The following is a 15,609-nucleotide window of genomic DNA, read 5'->3' as shown; positions in this document are numbered from 1 at the left end:
GGGACGGAAGTCGCTGTCGTTCTCAAAATCGGTGGAGCTGCATGACAAAGTCATCGGGCATTATCTGAACATAAAACACTATCAATAAGTTGGAGTCATTACCTAATGCTAAAAAGCAAGCTTAAGGATGTTGAGGCAGAAGCTTTTAAATATTTCTTTTTTGGTTAGTTAACAATAAAAACTTACTCTTTTAGAGACCTCCATGCTTCTGAAGGCATTTATTGCTTATATCCCTTTTATATAGGCAAGGAGGTCTCTTTTCGAATGATAATGAATAAATATATGAAAAACGTATGCTATAAATTCGATGAAAAAAGAGTTACATCTCTTGTAGAAAAAGGAAACGACTTTCACGACAACCAAAAATACGCCGAAGCTTTAGAGCAATACCAAAAAGCCTGGCAAGCTCTTCCTGAGCCAAAGTTTGAATCGGAATTTGCTAACTGGATCGCTGCGTGCATGTACAGCGCTTACTTTGATCTTGAGGATTACGATGAGGCGAAGAAATGGGGAGAGACGACTTTGCGCACACGTGGATCGGATATAGACACCGCACCATCAATCGACCTCGGCATGGTCTGTTACGAGTTGAATCAATTCGATGAAGCGTATAAATATTTCAACGATGCTTATAACTACGGCAAAGAGCGTGCGTTTCAGGATAGACCTAAAAAATACCTTGAGTTCTATCTGCGCAAGAAGGCGTAAAACCGGTAATTTATGGAAAAAAATCCACGCCAAAGCGTGGATTTTTTTCATTCAAAACCAATCAAACGTTAAACAGGAAGTTCATCACGTCGCCATCTTTAACGATATAATCTTTCCCTTCTGCACGCATCTTGCCTGCTTCTTTCGCGCCTTGCTCACCCTTGTAGGTGATAAAGTCTTCAAACGCGATAGTCTGCGCGCGAATAAAGCCTTTCTCGAAGTCGGTGTGGATCTTACCGGCTGCCTGAGGCGCAGTCGCACCCACAGGGATGGTCCAGGCACGCACTTCCTTCACGCCAGCGGTGAAGTAGGTCTGCAGGTTCAGCAGCTCATAGCCTGCGCGGATCACTCGGTTCAGGCCCGGTTCTTCCAGACCCAGCTCGGCCATGAACTCTTCACGGTCGGCGTCGTCCAGCTCGGCGATGTCGGATTCAACGGCAGCGCACACGGCAACAACCACAGAACCTTCCGCCGCGGCGATTTCACGCACTTTGTCGAGGTAAGGGTTGTTCTCGAAACCGTCTTCGTTAACGTTGGCGATGTACATGGTTGGCTTCAGGGTCAGGAAGCTCAGGTATTTGATCGCCGCCTTGTCTTCGTCAGTCAGGTTTTTCAGCGCGCGCAGCATGCCGGCGTTTTCCAGCTGTGGCAGACATTTTTCCAGCGCAGCCAGTTCCGCTTTCGCGTCCTTGTCGCCGCCTTTAGCTTTCTTCTGCACGCGGTGAATCGCGCGTTCGCAGGTGTCGAGGTCAGAGAGCGCCAGCTCGGTGTTGATAACGTCGATGTCGTCAGCCGGATCCACTTTGTTGTTAACGTGGATGATGTTGTCGTTCTCGAAGCAGCGCACAACGTGGCCGATCGCTTCGGTTTCACGAATGTTGGTCAGGAACTGGTTACCCAGGCCTTCACCTTTGGATGCGCCTTTTACCAGGCCCGCGATGTCCACGAATTCCATAGTGGTTGGCAGAATGCGCTGCGGCTTCACGATTTCCGCGAGCTGGTCCAGACGCGGGTCCGGCATTGGCACAACGCCGGTGTTAGGTTCGATGGTACAGAACGGGAAGTTCGCCGCTTCGATACCCGCTTTGGTAAGCGCGTTAAACAGGGTGGATTTGCCCACGTTTGGCAGACCGACGATACCGCATTTGAATCCCATTTCTAAATCACCTTAATATCTTGATAATCAATCCGTTAGTCATAACCGATTGATGAAAAGTAAATAACTACGCCTATTATACACGTAACCCGCATGACGCGCGGTAAAAAAGCCGTATCGGGCGGATTATTGCGCTTTAAAAGCGTGCAAGCGGTTTGTCGCTTTGGTTAAGCCGTCTTTCAGCCAGATTTCAGTGCAGCGCGCCGCTTCGTCTACCGCCTCGTCAATCAGTTTCTGTTCGGAAACCGGGGGCTTACCGAGCACGAAACCGACAACTTTGTTTTTATCGCCCGGATGGCCGATTCCCACGCGCAAACGGTGGAAATTCGGGTTATTGCCCAGCTTGCTGATGATGTCTTTAATACCGTTGTGGCCGCCGTGGCCGCCGCCCAGCTTGAATTTCGCCACGCCAGGGGGGAGATCCAGCTCATCGTGGGCGACCAGAATTTCATCCGGATTGATGCGATAAAACGTTGCCATCGCCGCCACGGCTTTACCGCTCAGGTTCATAAACGTGGTGGGTACCAACAGGCGAACGTCCGCGCCTGCAAGGTTGATACGTGAGGTATACCCGAAGAATTTAGGTTCTTCACGCAGGGGAGCACGTAACCGCTCGGCCAGCAGATCGACGTACCATGCCCCGGCATTATGGCGGGTAGCCGCATATTCTGCGCCCGGGTTGGCGAGGCCGACAATCAATTTAATCGTCACGATTCAATTCCTAATGGGTTCCAGATCTGGCGCGTAGTTTACTGTCTGGCGCGCCGCTTGACAAAATTCTGCGTTCGTCGCAGCGAAATACGAATAATTACTTGTTTGAACAATTAGAATTTCAAGCTGTTCAAAGTCTTATTTGTAAACTTTTGTTTGGGAGTTATCTGTAATTGTGATCATTCACGCAACTCATAAAAGGGGCGTTGTCTATACTTTACACACAAGGATTAGGGGCTTTTCCCCTGACAACCCAAAGTTCCGGAGGTGACACATGAAACGCAAAAACGCTTCGTTACTCGGTAACGTGCTGATGGGGTTGGGGCTGTTTGTGATGGTAGGCGGCGTGGGTTATTCCATTTTGAACCAGTTGCCGCAGCTTGATCTCCCGCAATACTTCGCCCATGGCGCGATACTGAGCATTTTCCTCGGTGCGGTATTGTGGCTCGCCGGGGCGCGCATGAGCGGACATGAGGAAGTGTGCGATAAATACTGGTGGGTGCGCCACTACGACAAACGCTGTCGTCGCGACCAGCATAAGCACAGCTAGTGCTGCGATAAAGAACACCGAAACGGCTCCCGAGGGAGTCGTTTTTTTTTGCATCAGGGGTTGACCCTCACGTAACGTAAGGCTCCAGAGTGGCGCCACTGGCAAAGAAAAAGGAGCAGTTATGTTGATTCAGGTGGGTGAGCTGGCGAAACGTGCCGGGATCACCGTGCGGACATTGCACCACTATGAGCAAACAGGGTTGTTGCTGCCTTCTGCCAGAAGCGCGGCAGGTTACCGGCTTTACAACCTGGCGGATGTCCAGCGTCTGCACATGATCCAGGCGCTGGCAAAAGCGGGGCTGGAACTTGCTGAAATCAGGGATTTCCTGGAGCAGGAGTCGCTGTCGTTAACTGAGTTACTCGATGCGCAAATCACGCTGCTGGATAAACAGCTGCGCAGCATACATACGCTGCGCGACCGGCTGGTGGAGCTGCGAGCCGGGCTTCTCGACGATGCGACGCCTGATCTGGAATCCTGGCTACAGACTCTGGAGTTAATGAATATGTACGATCGCTGGTTTAGCAAAGAAGAGTTACAGCAACTGCCGTTTGCGGTGCAGAAGGATGCGCTGGCGGCTATCTGGTCAGGGCTGGTTGCAGAGGCCAACACGCTGCTGGAGCAGCGCATACCCGCTACGGACGCGCGGGCGATGGATCTGGCGACGCGCTGGATGGAACGCCTGGAGCAGGACACGGCGGGCAAGCCGGAGTTTCTCACCCGGCTGAACGAGATGCACAGCGTTGAACCGCAGATGCAGGCGCAGACCGGCATCACGCCGGAGATGACCGATTACATCACGCGGACGTTTGCCGAGTCGAAGCTGATTATCTGGGAGAAATATCTTTCTGCCGAGGAGATGGCCTTTACCCGGAAGCACTATTTTGACCGCATGATGGAGTGGCCGCCGCTGGTGGCGAAACTGCATCAGGCGCAGCGGGAAAATACCGATCCTGCCTCGGAGGAGGCGCAAAAGCTAGCTGAAAACTGGCTGGCATTGTTCCAGTCTTACGCGGGCACCAGCCCGGAAACTCAGCAAAAGTTTCGCGCTGCCATGCAGCAGGAGCCGCACCTGATGAAAGGAACCTGGATGACGCCTGCCGTGCTTGCATGGCTCCAGCAGGCGATCGGAGTGATGATGCAGAGACGTTTCTCTGCATCAGATAACTCACATATCCGCTAGCGCGGCTTCACGGTTAGGATAGAAGGAGAGTCGGCCAGGGATAGGCTGGACACCCGCACGCGCCATGGTGCGCAGGGGCTGGAACTCCAGATTACTCACCCGCAGCTCGCAGCCTTCCGGCAGACGTGTCACAAAGCGCTGGAAGGCATCCAGGCCGCCGGCATCCAGCACCGGTACGGCATCCCATTTCAGCACCACAACCCGTTTGCCCGCGATGCGGGACTCAAGATCGCTGAACAGACCTTCCGCCGCGGCGAAGAACAGCGGGCCAATCACGCGCAGCACCAGCACATCGTCAGGCACCTCGACGTTAACCGGGGAAAGGCGCGTCATCTGCGCGATACGGCGCATAAACAGCAGGGAAGCCAGCACGATCCCGACGCTGATGGCGATAACCATATCGAACAGCACGGTCAGCGACATGCAGATCAGCATCACGATGATGTCGTCTTTCGGCGCGCGACGCAGCAGGTTCACGACCTTATGCGCCTCGCTCATGTTCCAGGCCACCATCAGCAGCAGGGCGGCCATGGCGGAAAGCGGTAGCCAGGAGAGCAGCGGGGCAAGGATCAGCAGGGCAAGGATCACCAGCACGGAGTGGATAACCGCCGAAACGGGTGACGTTGCACCCGCGCGCACGTTGGCCGCAGAGCGGGCGATGGCTGCCGTTGCGGTAATACCGCCAAAGAACGGCGCGACGAGGTTCCCCAATCCCTGACCGACCAGTTCGCTGTTAGCTTTGTGCTTGGTGCCGGTCATGCCGTCCAGAACGACGGCGCAGAGCAGGGATTCAATCGCTCCCAGCATCGCCATCGAGAACGCGGCGGGAAGCAGGGCGCGCAGGGAATCCCAGCTTAGGGTAAAGCTGGAGCCGGGCATGTCCCACGGCAGCACCAGCTGCGGTAGCAGTTGTGGAATACCACTACCCTGTGAGCCGTCTGCCAGAACATAGTGGAACTGCGAGCCGATAGTCGCGACATGACCACCGAACATATTGACGATGGCCATCACCGCGCAGCCCAGCAGCAGCGCGGGCAGGTGACCCGGCAGACGGATACCCAGACGAGGCCAGACGATCAGCGTGCCCAGCGTCACAATCCCAATGGCGGCGTCGCCCAGGTTCGCAGTTGGCAGCGCCATAAACAGCGCCCCCACTTTTTGCAGGTAGTGCTCCGGTACGTGGGGCATCTGTAGGCCGAGGAAATCCTTGATCTGCATGGTTCCGATGGTGATACCAATCCCAGAGGTGAACCCCAGCGTCACGGAAAGGGGAATGTACTCAATCAGGCGACCAAAGCGAGCCACGCCAAACAGAATCAAAAAGACGCCGGACATCAGGGTGGCGACCAGCAGGCCTGCCAGACCAAACTGTTGCGAAACGGGGTAGAGGATCACCACAAAGGCGGCAGTCGGGCCGGAGACGCTGAAGCGCGAGCCCCCCGTCAGGGCAATGACGATCCCGGCAACGGCCGAGGTGTACAGACCGTACTGCGGCGCAACGCCGCTGCCAATTGCCAGCGCCATCGCCAGCGGGATGGCGATAATGCCGACGGTGATCCCGGCAATCAGGTCACGGACAAAGCGTGACGAGGTGTACTTCTCTTTCCAGCAGGCGTCGATGAGGGCGCGAAAGGGCAGAACATGTGAGGAGGCTACGTTTTTCACAATTATCTATCATCCGTATGCGCATCATCTGTCATGTGAATGGCAGGTGAAGGAGGCATTAATCATACAAATAAAACCCGGAGACAAAAAAACCCGCCGCAGCGGGTTTTTCGGCCGTGTTCGATTAGTGTTCGAACATTGCAGAGATGGATTCTTCGTTGCTGATACGACGAATCGCTTCGGCCAGCATCCCGGACAGGGTCAGGGTACGCACGTTTGGCAGTGCCTTGATCTCGTCGCTCAGTGGGATGGTATCGCATACGACAACTTCGTCAATGACGGAGTTGCGCAGGTTGTTTACGGCATTACCGGAGAAGATCGGGTGAGTGGCGTACGCGAACACGCGCTTGGCACCACGCTCTTTCAGCGCTTCAGCCGCTTTACACAGCGTACCGCCGGTATCGATCATGTCGTCGACCAGCACGCAGTCGCGGCCAGCCACGTCACCGATGATGTGCATCACCTGAGAAACGTTAGCGCGCGGACGACGTTTGTCGATGATCGCCATGTCGGTATCATTCAGCAGCTTAGCGATAGCACGGGCACGTACCACGCCGCCGATGTCCGGAGAAACCACGATTGGGTTATCCAGGTTCAGCTGCAGCATGTCTTCCAGCAGGATTGGGCTGCCGAATACGTTATCAACCGGGACGTCGAAGAAGCCCTGGATCTGCTCAGCGTGCAGGTCAACGGTCAGTACGCGGTCAACGCCAACGCTGGACAGGAAGTCAGCGACAACTTTAGCGGTAATTGGCACACGCGCGGAACGGACGCGACGGTCCTGACGTGCATAGCCGAAGTAAGGGATTACAGCAGTGATACGGCCTGCGGAAGCGCGACGCAGAGCGTCGACCATAACAACCAGTTCCATCAGGTTGTCGTTCGTTGGAGCACAGGTGGACTGGATGATGAAAATATCACCACCGCGTACATTTTCGTTAATTTGTACGCTGACTTCGCCGTCGCTAAAGCGACCTACGGCGGCGTCGCCGAGGGAAGTGTACAGGCGGTTGGCAATACGTTGTGCTAGTTCCGGGGTGGCGTTACCAGCAAAAAGCTTCATATCAGGCACGAGAAGAACCTCAGGCATGCGTCCAGTGGTGGATAGCGTTCGCCGTAAACTGTGCGGGCCAGGCAAAGGCTATCCAGGCGGTGTATTAAAGAGCGCGATGCAACGTCTGGAACAGGGTGACGTTGTCACCGAAACTCAGTCTGCGCCAGAATGGCCTGCTGTAGGGGGGAGGTGTTCATCCCACGTGCTACAAAACCATGCAGCCAAACCGGCGCTTGCTCAAGCACCTGACGAGCGGCGGATTCTGTGTCAAATTCAGCAAAGACACAGGCTCCTGTACCAGTCAGGCGCGACGGCGCGTATTCTAACAGCCAGGAAAGCACCGCATCAACCTCGCGAAAACGTTTTCTTGCGATATCCTCGCAATCGTTGCTGAATTCACAATTTAATAACGTTTCTATTGACCGAACCGGGGTATTCCTTTTCAGGTCAGGATCTTTAAAGATGACCGGGGTCGGAATGCTTACGCCAGGATGGGCAACCAGGTACCATTTTTCCGGCGGTTCTACAGGGGAGAGGATTTCCCCCACGCCCTCGGCAAAGGCCGCATGACCGCGCACAAATACCGGGACATCAGCCCCCAGCGTCAAGCCCAGTGCTGCCAGTTCATCCTTCGACAGCCCGCAGCCCCAGAGATGGTTCAGCGCAACCAGCACGGTTGCAGCGTTGGATGAGCCACCGCCCAGACCACCGCCCATCGGCAGCCGCTTCTCAATACGGATTTCCGCGCCGCTTCCCGCGGGTAGACGGCCCGATTCCGCTGCGGCTTTCATCAGCAGACGCGCGGCGCGCACGATCAGGTTCTCCTCATGCGCCACGCCCTCGACCGGGGTCAGGAGGCAAATCTGCCCGTCCTGGCGCTGTTCAATGGAGATCGTGTCGCCATAGTCAATAAACTGAAACAGCGTCTGCAGCGTGTGATAGCCGTCAGCGCGCTGGCCGGTAATGTATAAAAACAGGTTTAGCTTCGCCGGAGAGGGCCAGTGGGTCATCATTTAACGATCCAGTTGTCCATTTTCAGCTTGATGCGCTGGCTTCCCTGAGTCAGTTCCATATTCGATGGCAGCGACGGTTTACTCTTACTGTCATAGGCGCTGTACACCACTTTCCAGGTTTTGCCGTTCTGGGGGTAGTTCACCTGGCTCAGACGGTACTGGTCGTCCAGGGTGTAGTCGGTGGCGTCACCCGGCAGGCCCAGGATCCACTGGCGCAGACTGTTGAGCGGGATAGGCATCCCGGTCAGCTTGCCAATCATCTCTTCGGCATCGGTCGCGGTATAGTGCTGGCCTTTGTTATCGGTGATCTGCGCTTCGCCCGGTTTCGCGATAAGCTCCAGCTCGGTGCTGCCCAGCGGGTTCAGCAGCAGCAGGCGGTAGTTGTCCTGCCCCGTCTGCTGCCAGAAGAAGCGGGCATAAACCTTTTGCTCGTCAGAGAGATAAGCGAAAGCGCCGCGGGTCTGGTACTGGTTCAAATTACGGACGTCCTGCTGGTGCTGACGCCACTGCGGTGAATCAGGGCTTTTGCCCGGGCCTTTTGGTTGGGTGACGGTACAGGCGTTCAGAACCAGTGCTGCCAGCGGCAGCAGGCGAATCAGTCGGGTCATAATGAGGACAAATCCTTGAGATACGTTGCAGTTATGACTGTTAATGCTAGCGTCGAAGGGGGCTACCGTCTACGTTCAAATTATCTCAAAGCGCTGTGTAACCTATTACTCCGAAAGGGGGCTGTCTCTTTTATTGATCTCGCGCATCCTGTATGATGCGTTCTGCTAACCTTATTAACGCTGGTACTACTCCCGCTCAACATGACCCTATTAGCACTCGGTATCAACCACAAAACAGCCCCGGTTTCGCTGCGAGAACGCGTAACGTTTTCGCCGGATACGCTTGACCTGGCGCTGGACAGCCTGCTTGCACAGCCGATGGTGCAGGGTGGCGTGGTGCTCTCGACGTGCAACCGTACCGAGCTCTATTTAAGCGTGGAAGAGCAGGACAACCTGCACGAAGCGCTGATCCGCTGGCTATGCGACTACCACAATCTCAACGAAGACGAGCTGCGCAACAGCCTGTACTGGCATCAGGATAACGATGCCGTCAGCCATCTGATGCGCGTGGCCAGCGGTCTGGATTCGCTGGTGCTGGGCGAGCCGCAAATTCTCGGTCAGGTGAAAAAAGCGTTTGCCGACTCACAAAAAGGGCATCTGAAGGCCAGCGAGCTGGAGCGCATGTTCCAGAAGTCGTTCTCCGTGGCGAAGCGTGTGCGAACCGAAACCGACATTGGTGCCAGTGCGGTTTCTGTTGCTTTCGCGGCCTGCACCCTTGCGCGCCAAATCTTTGAATCCCTTTCTACCGTCACCGTGATGCTGGTGGGCGCGGGCGAAACCATCGAACTTGTGGCGCGCCATCTGCGCGAGCATAAAGTGAAAAAGATGATCATCGCTAACCGCACCCGCGAACGCGCGCAGGTGCTGGCGGATGAAGTGGGGGCAGAGGTGGTTGCCCTGAGCGACATCGATGAACGCCTTAAAGAGGCGGACATTATCATCAGCTCTACCGCCAGCCCGCTGCCGATTATCGGAAAAGGGATGGTGGAGCGTGCGCTGAAGTCCCGTCGTAATCAGCCGATGCTGCTGGTGGATATCGCCGTCCCGCGCGATGTAGAGCCGGAAGTGGGCAAGCTGCCTAACGCCTACCTTTACAGCGTGGATGACCTGCAAAGCATCATTTCGCACAACCTCGCGCAGCGTAAAGCGGCGGCGGTTCAGGCGGAAACCATCGTTGAGCAGGAAACCAGTGAGTTTATGGCCTGGCTGCGCGCGCAAAGCGTCAGCGAGACCATCCGCGAGTATCGCGGACAGGCGGAGCAGGTGCGTGATGACCTGACTGCCAAAGCGTTAGCGGCCCTTGAACAGGGCGGTGACGCGCACGCAATTATGCAGGATCTGGCGTGGAAACTGACCAACCGCCTTATCCATGCACCAACCAAATCTCTTCAGCAGGCCGCCCGTGACGGGGATGATGAACGCCTGACTATTCTGCGCAACAGCCTCGGGCTGGAATAGCGCCCTATACCCATTTTCTAAGACAAGGTGCACTTACGCCTATGAAGCCTTCTATCGTCGCTAAACTGGAAGCTCTGCACGAGCGCCATGAAGAAGTACAGGCGCTGCTCGGGGATGCCGGGACCATTGCGGACCAGGAACGTTTTCGCGCCCTTTCACGTGAATACGCGCAGTTAAGTGATGTTTCTAAATGCTTTACCGACTGGCGACAGGTTCAGGAAGATATCGAAACCGCGCAGATGATGCTCGACGATCCTGAAATGCGCGAGATGGCGCAGGAAGAGCTGCAGGATGCGAAAGCGCGTTCTGAAGAGATGGAGCAGCAGCTTCAGGTACTTCTCCTGCCGAAAGATCCGGACGATGAGCGTAACGCCTTTGTGGAAGTTCGCGCCGGTACCGGCGGTGACGAAGCGGCGCTGTTTGCCGGGGATCTGTTCCGCATGTACAGCCGCTACGCCGAGTCGCGTCGCTGGCGCGTGGAGATCATGAGCGCCAACGAAGGCGAACACGGTGGCTATAAAGAGGTTATCGCCAAGATCAGCGGCGACGGCGTGTATGGACGTCTCAAGTTTGAATCCGGCGGTCACCGCGTGCAGCGCGTACCGGCCACCGAATCTCAGGGCCGCATTCACACCTCCGCCTGTACGGTGGCGGTGATGCCGGAGCTGCCGGAAGCGGAACTGCCGGACATCAATCCGGCGGACCTGCGTATTGATACTTTCCGCTCCTCTGGCGCGGGCGGTCAGCACGTTAACACCACTGATTCCGCCATTCGTATTACCCACCTGCCAACCGGTATAGTTGTCGAATGTCAGGACGAGCGTTCCCAGCATAAAAACAAAGCCAAAGCGTTGTCGGTGCTGGGCGCGCGTATCCACGCGGCCGAAATGGCGAAACGCCAGCAGGCGGAAGCATCCACGCGTCGTAACCTGCTGGGCAGCGGCGATCGCAGCGACCGAAACCGCACCTACAACTTCCCGCAGGGGCGCGTAACCGACCACCGCATCAACCTGACGCTGTACCGTCTGGACGAGGTGATGGAAGGCAAGCTGGACATGCTGATTGAGCCTATCGTGCAGGAATACCAGGCCGACCAGCTGGCGGCACTGTCCGAGCAGGAATAATGGATTTTCAGCGCTGGTTATGTGAGGCTGCCGGTGAGCTTTCCGAAAGTGAAAGCCCTAAACGCGATGCCGAAATTTTGCTTGAGCATGTGACGGGTAAAGCCCGCACGTACCTGCTGGCCTTCGGCGAAACTGAACTGACCGCGGAACAGGAAGCACAGCTCGCCGCGCTGCTTGCCCGCCGTAAAACCGGCGAGCCGGTGGCGCACCTTGTCGGCGAGCGCGAGTTCTGGTCGTTACCGCTGTACGTTTCGGCGGCAACGCTGATCCCGCGTCCGGACACCGAGTGTCTGGTTGAGCAGGCGCTGGCGCGTTTACCTGCGGAGGCCTGCAGCATTCTCGATCTCGGTACAGGCACCGGGGCCATCGCGCTGGCGCTCGCCAGCGAGCGGCCGGACTGCACCGTTACGGCGGTGGACGTGATGCCTGATGCGGTCACGCTGGCGCAGCGTAACGTGGAACGAATCGGGCTCAGTAACGTGACGGTGCTGCAAAGCAGCTGGTTTGCCGCGCTTGAGAATCGTTCATTTGCGATGATTGTCAGCAATCCTCCCTACATCGACGAACATGATCCGCACCTTGCGCAGGGAGATGTTCGCTTTGAACCGCTCACGGCGCTGGTTGCTGCCAACGCGGGATTAGCCGATCTTGATCACATTGTGACAACGTCACGACAACATTTACTTTCCGGTGGCTGGCTGCTGGTGGAGCATGGCTGGACGCAGGGGGAAGCCGTGCGAGCGCTGTTTATGCAAGCAGGCTACGCCGCTGTCGAAACCTGCCGCGACTACGGCGGCAACGAGCGCCTGACGCTGGGGCAGTGGTTATGAGCCTTTTTACCGTACTTATTACCGTCCACTTGATTTCCGTTGCGCTGACCATCACCTTTTTCATCGTCCGTTACTGGTGGCGCTACAGCAACCATCCGCTGATGGATGCCCGCTGGGTGCGTATCGCGCCACACTGTATTGACACGGTGTTGCTCCTTTCCGGTGCCGGGCTTATGTGGAAGACCGGCTATCTGCCATTTACTGATAAAGGCGCATGGCTGACTGAAAAGCTGTTTGGCGTTATCATCTACATCGTTTTGGGTTTTATCGCGCTTGGGCGTCGTCGTCCGCGCAGCCAGCAGGTCGGGTTTATCGCCTTTCTGCTGGGTCTGGTGGTGCTGTACATCATCATTAAACTCGCCACCACAAGAATACCGTTACTGGGGTAAGTCATGAGGTCCTTAGCCGATTTCGAATTTAATAAAGTGCCGCTTTGCGATGGCATGATCCTGATTTCAGAGATGATTCGCGACGATTTTACGTCGCAGTTTGTCTACGATGAGCTGGAGAATCTGGTCAGCCTGGCGCGTGAAGAGATTAATCAGGCGCGACCGCAAGACTGGCAATTAGAGAAGCTGCTGGAGCTTTTCTACGGCGAATGGGGTTTCTGCGACACGCGGGGCGTGTATCGCCTGTCTGACGCATTATGGCTGGACCAGGTCTTAAAAAATCGTCAGGGCAGCGCCGTGGCGCTGGGTTCTATTTTGCTGTGGGTAGCGCACCGTCTGGATATTCCGCTGGTCCCGGTCATTTTCCCGACGCAGATGATCCTGCGTGCTGAGTGGCTGGACGGCGAAATGTGGCTCATTAATCCTTTCAACGGCGACACGCTGGATGAACATACGCTGGACGTATGGCTGAAAGGCAATATTAGCCCGGTGGCTGAACTCTTCAACGAAGATCTCGACGAGGCGGATAACGCAGAGGTCATTCGTAAGCTGCTGGACACGCTAAAGTCCGCGTTAATGGAAGAGCGTCAGATGGAGCTGGCGTTGCGCGCCAGTGAAGTACTGCTGCAGTTCAACCCGGAAGACCCGTACGAAATCCGCGACCGAGGGCTGATTTATGCCCAGCTCGACTGCGAGCACGTGGCGCTGAACGATCTGAGCTATTTCGTCGAGCAGTGCCCGGAAGACCCCATTAGCGAAATGATTCGTGCGCAGATCAACGCGATCTCGCACAAACAAATTACACTGCATTAATCTTAATTCCGATTCACACCTGAATAAGGCGATCCTATGAAACAAAAAGTGGTTAGCATTGGTGATATCAAGGTAGCAAACGACCTGCCGTTCGTACTGTTTGGCGGCATGAACGTGCTGGAATCCCGCGATCTCGCCATGCGTATCTGCGAACACTACGTTACCGTGACCCAGAAGCTGGGCATCCCGTACGTGTTTAAAGCCTCTTTTGACAAAGCCAACCGCTCCTCCATCAACTCTTACCGTGGCCCGGGCCTGGAAGAGGGTATGAAAATTTTCCAGGAGCTGAAGCAGACCTTTGGCGTGAAAGTGATCACCGACGTGCATGAAGCCTCCCAGGCGCAGCCGGTGGCAGACGTGGTGGACGTGATTCAGCTCCCGGCATTCCTGGCTCGCCAGACCGACCTGGTGGCCGCGATGGCGAAAACCGGTGCCGTGATCAACGTGAAAAAACCACAGTTCGTCAGCCCGGGCCAGATGGGTAACATCGTCGATAAGTTTATCGAAGGTGGTAACGATCAGGTCATCCTGTGCGACCGTGGTGCAAACTTCGGTTACGACAACCTGGTCGTGGATATGCTGGGCTTCAGCGTAATGAAGAACGTCTCTAACCAGTCTCCGGTGATTTTCGACGTGACCCATGCCCTGCAGTGCCGCGACCCGTTTGGCGCCGCGTCCGGCGGCCGCCGTGCTCAGGTGACCGAACTGGCGCGCGCCGGTATGGCAACCGGTCTGGCTGGCCTGTTCATTGAAGCGCACCCGGATCCGGATAACGCAAAATGCGACGGTCCATCCGCGCTGCCGCTGGATAAGCTTGAGCCGTTCCTGAAACAGATCAAAGCGATTGACGATCTGGTGAAGAGCTTCGACGAGCTGGATACCAGCAAATAATAAAAAAACCCGCTTCGGCGGGTTTTTTTATGCCTCCCTCTCCCTGGCGGAGAGGGTTAGGGTGGGGGCATCAGCCTGCACCGGCCCACTCTTACGCAAATATCGTCATCAGATACGCAACAAACAACGCCATATGCGCCGCTCCGTTCAGCACGTTGGTGCGCCCGGTGGAGAACGAAATCTGGCACAGCAGCAATGATGCTACCATCACGATCATCTCCGGCGCACCCAGCGCAAACTGCAGCTCGTTACCGGTCATAAAGGCAATCAGCGTCACCACCGGTACGGTAAGTGAGATCGTCGCCAGCACGGAGCCGAAGAACAGGTTCATTGCGCGCTGCACCTGATTATTCAACACCGCTTTCAGCGCGCCCAGCCCTTCAGGGGAAAGGATCAGCAGCGCCACCAGGAAGCCGGTAAACGCCACCGGCGCGTTCAGCTCGGTTAACAGCGTCTCCAGCGGGTTAGCGTTCATCTTGGTAACGGCAATCACCGCAATCAGATGCACGATCAGCCAAACCGTATGCCACGCGCTGCTGTGGGCCGACGGCTTACCGTGGTGAGGATCATCGTCGTCGCTGTCGTCTTCATGCTCATACACAAACAGGCTCTGGTGCGTTTTGGTCTGAATCAACAGGAACACGCCGTACATGGCGGCGGAAATCAGCGCGACCAGCAGCGCCTGACCGGTGGAGAAGTTTGCACCCGGCAGCGCCATCGGGAAGACCAGCACGATAATGGCAAGCGGGAAGAGGGCAATCAGATACTGTTTGATGCCAAACAGGTTCATATACTGGGTCGCGAATTTACGCCCACCCAGCAGCAGAGAGAAGCCTACCAGACCGCCCGTCACAATCATAATGATCGAGTAAAGCGTGTCGCGCATCAGCGTCGGCGCGGCATCGCCGGTCGCCATGAGCGCGGAAATCAGGCTAACTTCGAGAATAACAACGGAGAGGCTGAGAATTAAAGAACCGTACGGCTCGCCCAGACGGTGGGCCAGGACGTCCGCATGGCGAACGACGCTAAATGCGCTGGTTAAGATGCCGACCAGGGCAAGAATATTGATACCAACCACCACTGGCAGTGACTGACTGCTTCCCCAGAAGAGCAGCACAGCCAGTGCCAGAACCGGGAAAATGAGTGACGTCTCCTTGTGGCGGGTCTTTACCGCCTCGTGTGTTGCTGTCATGTGCTTCTCCATCAATGCAGGTGCTTGTAATTATAGATAGATTTTTAAGGGCATTAAACTAACAGATCTCTGTTAAATACCCTTTATTTTTTACTTAATTTTACCCTTTTTCATAAATTTAACGCCTGACTCCTGTAATTGACAGCTTTCACATAATAGGTGATGCTGCCAACTTACTGATTTAGTGTATGATGGTGTTTTTGAGGTGCTCCAGTGGCTTCTGTTTCTATCAGCTGTCCCTCCTGTTCAGCTACTGACGGGGTGGTG

General features: G+C 55.7%; 18 protein-coding genes. 11 read left to right on the top strand and 7 right to left on the bottom strand.

The features are described from left to right. A partial coding sequence (locus ACWYRJ_RS18315; RefSeq protein ID WP_019725062.1) for an IS1 family transposase occupies positions 1–88 on the top strand: 88 nt, incomplete at its 5' end. A gap of 194 nt (positions 89–282) precedes the next feature. Beyond that, the gene (locus ACWYRJ_RS18310) at positions 283–708 is read left to right on the top strand and encodes a hypothetical protein (RefSeq protein WP_455508391.1); all 426 of its coding nucleotides are present in this window, start codon (positions 283–285) and stop codon (positions 706–708) included. 61 nt (positions 709–769) lie between these two features. Here ACWYRJ_RS18310 and ychF read toward each other — a convergent pair whose 3' ends face one another. Next, entirely contained in the window at positions 770–1,864 is a 1,095-nt protein-coding gene (gene ychF / locus ACWYRJ_RS18305) for a redox-regulated ATPase YchF (RefSeq protein ID WP_003856650.1), read from the bottom strand. 126 nt (positions 1,865–1,990) lie between these two features. Next, positions 1,991–2,575, bottom strand: a complete 585-nt coding sequence (pth, locus tag ACWYRJ_RS18300) for an aminoacyl-tRNA hydrolase (protein ID WP_455508390.1) — start codon at positions 2,573–2,575, stop codon at positions 1,991–1,993. A gap of 274 nt (positions 2,576–2,849) precedes the next feature. On the opposite strand from pth, the gene ychH reads away from it, so the two are divergent. Together ychH and ACWYRJ_RS18290 are read left to right on the top strand one after the other, a co-directional pair. Further along, a complete protein-coding gene (ychH, locus tag ACWYRJ_RS18295) occupies positions 2,850–3,125 on the top strand; it encodes a stress-induced protein YchH (protein WP_111965910.1) in 276 nt (91 codons plus the stop codon). 121 nt (positions 3,126–3,246) lie between these two features. Beyond that, positions 3,247–4,305, top strand: coding sequence for a MerR family transcriptional regulator (locus tag ACWYRJ_RS18290; RefSeq protein ID WP_455508389.1), 1,059 nt, complete (start codon positions 3,247–3,249; stop codon positions 4,303–4,305). On the opposite strand, the gene dauA is transcribed toward ACWYRJ_RS18290, so the two are convergent. The 4 genes from dauA to lolB form a co-directional block, all read right to left on the bottom strand. Beyond that, a complete protein-coding gene (gene dauA, locus ACWYRJ_RS18285) occupies positions 4,291–5,970 on the bottom strand; it encodes a C4-dicarboxylic acid transporter DauA (RefSeq protein WP_149367113.1) in 1,680 nt (559 codons plus the stop codon). The two genes, ACWYRJ_RS18290 and dauA, sit on opposite strands and share 15 nt — an antisense overlap. Before the next feature lie 124 nt (positions 5,971–6,094). Beyond that, on the bottom strand, positions 6,095–7,042 hold the full coding sequence (gene prs / locus ACWYRJ_RS18280) for a ribose-phosphate diphosphokinase (protein ID WP_003856663.1): 948 nt from the start codon (positions 7,040–7,042) through the stop codon (positions 6,095–6,097). Positions 7,043–7,167: 125 nt separating this feature from the next. Further along, entirely contained in the window at positions 7,168–8,037 is an 870-nt protein-coding gene (gene ispE / locus ACWYRJ_RS18275) for a 4-(cytidine 5'-diphospho)-2-C-methyl-D-erythritol kinase (protein WP_111965913.1), read from the bottom strand. Further along, complete coding sequence (lolB, locus tag ACWYRJ_RS18270; RefSeq protein ID WP_455508388.1) at positions 8,034–8,645, bottom strand: lipoprotein insertase outer membrane protein LolB; 612 nt, start codon at positions 8,643–8,645, stop codon at positions 8,034–8,036. Before lolB ends, ispE begins: the two co-directional genes overlap by 4 nt. A gap of 201 nt (positions 8,646–8,846) precedes the next feature. Between lolB and hemA the strand changes: the two genes are divergently transcribed. The 6 genes from hemA to kdsA are packed head-to-tail and all read left to right on the top strand — an operon-like array spanning position 8,847 to position 14,150. Further along, positions 8,847–10,103, top strand: coding sequence for a glutamyl-tRNA reductase (gene hemA / locus ACWYRJ_RS18265; RefSeq protein ID WP_024907067.1), 1,257 nt, complete (start codon positions 8,847–8,849; stop codon positions 10,101–10,103). Between the two features lie 41 nt (positions 10,104–10,144). Continuing rightward, positions 10,145–11,227 (top strand): peptide chain release factor 1, encoded by a 1,083-nt coding sequence (gene prfA / locus ACWYRJ_RS18260; RefSeq protein ID WP_021240360.1) that lies wholly within the window; start codon positions 10,145–10,147, stop codon positions 11,225–11,227. Then, on the top strand, positions 11,227–12,057 hold the full coding sequence (prmC, locus tag ACWYRJ_RS18255; protein ID WP_455508387.1) for a peptide chain release factor N(5)-glutamine methyltransferase: 831 nt from the start codon (positions 11,227–11,229) through the stop codon (positions 12,055–12,057). Before prfA ends, prmC begins: the two co-directional genes overlap by 1 nt. Next, on the top strand, positions 12,054–12,446 hold the full coding sequence (sirB2, locus tag ACWYRJ_RS18250; protein WP_455508386.1) for an invasion regulator SirB2: 393 nt from the start codon (positions 12,054–12,056) through the stop codon (positions 12,444–12,446). Before prmC ends, sirB2 begins: the two co-directional genes overlap by 4 nt. Before the next feature lie 3 nt (positions 12,447–12,449). Further along, complete coding sequence (gene sirB1, locus ACWYRJ_RS18245; RefSeq protein ID WP_024907069.1) at positions 12,450–13,259, top strand: invasion regulator SirB1; 810 nt, start codon at positions 12,450–12,452, stop codon at positions 13,257–13,259. Between the two features lie 36 nt (positions 13,260–13,295). Next, entirely contained in the window at positions 13,296–14,150 is an 855-nt protein-coding gene (gene kdsA / locus ACWYRJ_RS18240) for a 3-deoxy-8-phosphooctulonate synthase (protein WP_104950756.1), read from the top strand. Between the two features lie 91 nt (positions 14,151–14,241). On the opposite strand, the gene chaA is transcribed toward kdsA, so the two are convergent. After that, on the bottom strand, positions 14,242–15,342 hold the full coding sequence (gene chaA, locus ACWYRJ_RS18235) for a sodium-potassium/proton antiporter ChaA (RefSeq protein ID WP_008499517.1): 1,101 nt from the start codon (positions 15,340–15,342) through the stop codon (positions 14,242–14,244). Between the two features lie 213 nt (positions 15,343–15,555). Between chaA and ACWYRJ_RS18230 the strand changes: the two genes are divergently transcribed. Beyond that, positions 15,556–15,609 (top strand): IS1 family transposase (locus ACWYRJ_RS18230; protein ID WP_129692851.1); only part of this gene is annotated, 54 nt, incomplete at its 3' end.

It is taken from the genome of Enterobacter sp. (genome assembly GCF_977039595.1).
The sequence above is the reverse complement of the archived record's forward strand: the minus strand, read 5'-3'. Positions and strand labels throughout refer to the sequence as shown.

Bases quoted from the DNA above. Each gene is read 5' to 3' on its own strand.
- ACWYRJ_RS18310 (WP_455508391.1), top strand. From the start codon at position 283: ATGAAAAACGTATGCTATAAATTCGATGAAAAAAGAGTTACATCTCTT.
- ychF (WP_003856650.1), bottom strand. From the start codon at position 1,864: ATGGGATTCAAATGCGGTATCGTCGGTCTGCCAAACGTGGGCAAATCC.
- ychH (WP_111965910.1), top strand. From the start codon at position 2,850: ATGAAACGCAAAAACGCTTCGTTACTCGGTAACGTGCTGATGGGGTTG.
- ACWYRJ_RS18290 (WP_455508389.1), top strand. From the start codon at position 3,247: ATGTTGATTCAGGTGGGTGAGCTGGCGAAACGTGCCGGGATCACCGTG.
- ispE (WP_111965913.1), bottom strand. From the start codon at position 8,037: ATGATGACCCACTGGCCCTCTCCGGCGAAGCTAAACCTGTTTTTATAC.
- lolB (WP_455508388.1), bottom strand. From the start codon at position 8,645: ATGACCCGACTGATTCGCCTGCTGCCGCTGGCAGCACTGGTTCTGAAC.
- hemA (WP_024907067.1), top strand. From the start codon at position 8,847: ATGACCCTATTAGCACTCGGTATCAACCACAAAACAGCCCCGGTTTCG.
- prfA (WP_021240360.1), top strand. From the start codon at position 10,145: ATGAAGCCTTCTATCGTCGCTAAACTGGAAGCTCTGCACGAGCGCCAT.
- prmC (WP_455508387.1), top strand. From the start codon at position 11,227: ATGGATTTTCAGCGCTGGTTATGTGAGGCTGCCGGTGAGCTTTCCGAA.
- sirB2 (WP_455508386.1), top strand. From the start codon at position 12,054: ATGAGCCTTTTTACCGTACTTATTACCGTCCACTTGATTTCCGTTGCG.
- sirB1 (WP_024907069.1), top strand. From the start codon at position 12,450: ATGAGGTCCTTAGCCGATTTCGAATTTAATAAAGTGCCGCTTTGCGAT.
- kdsA (WP_104950756.1), top strand. From the start codon at position 13,296: ATGAAACAAAAAGTGGTTAGCATTGGTGATATCAAGGTAGCAAACGAC.
- chaA (WP_008499517.1), bottom strand. From the start codon at position 15,342: ATGACAGCAACACACGAGGCGGTAAAGACCCGCCACAAGGAGACGTCA.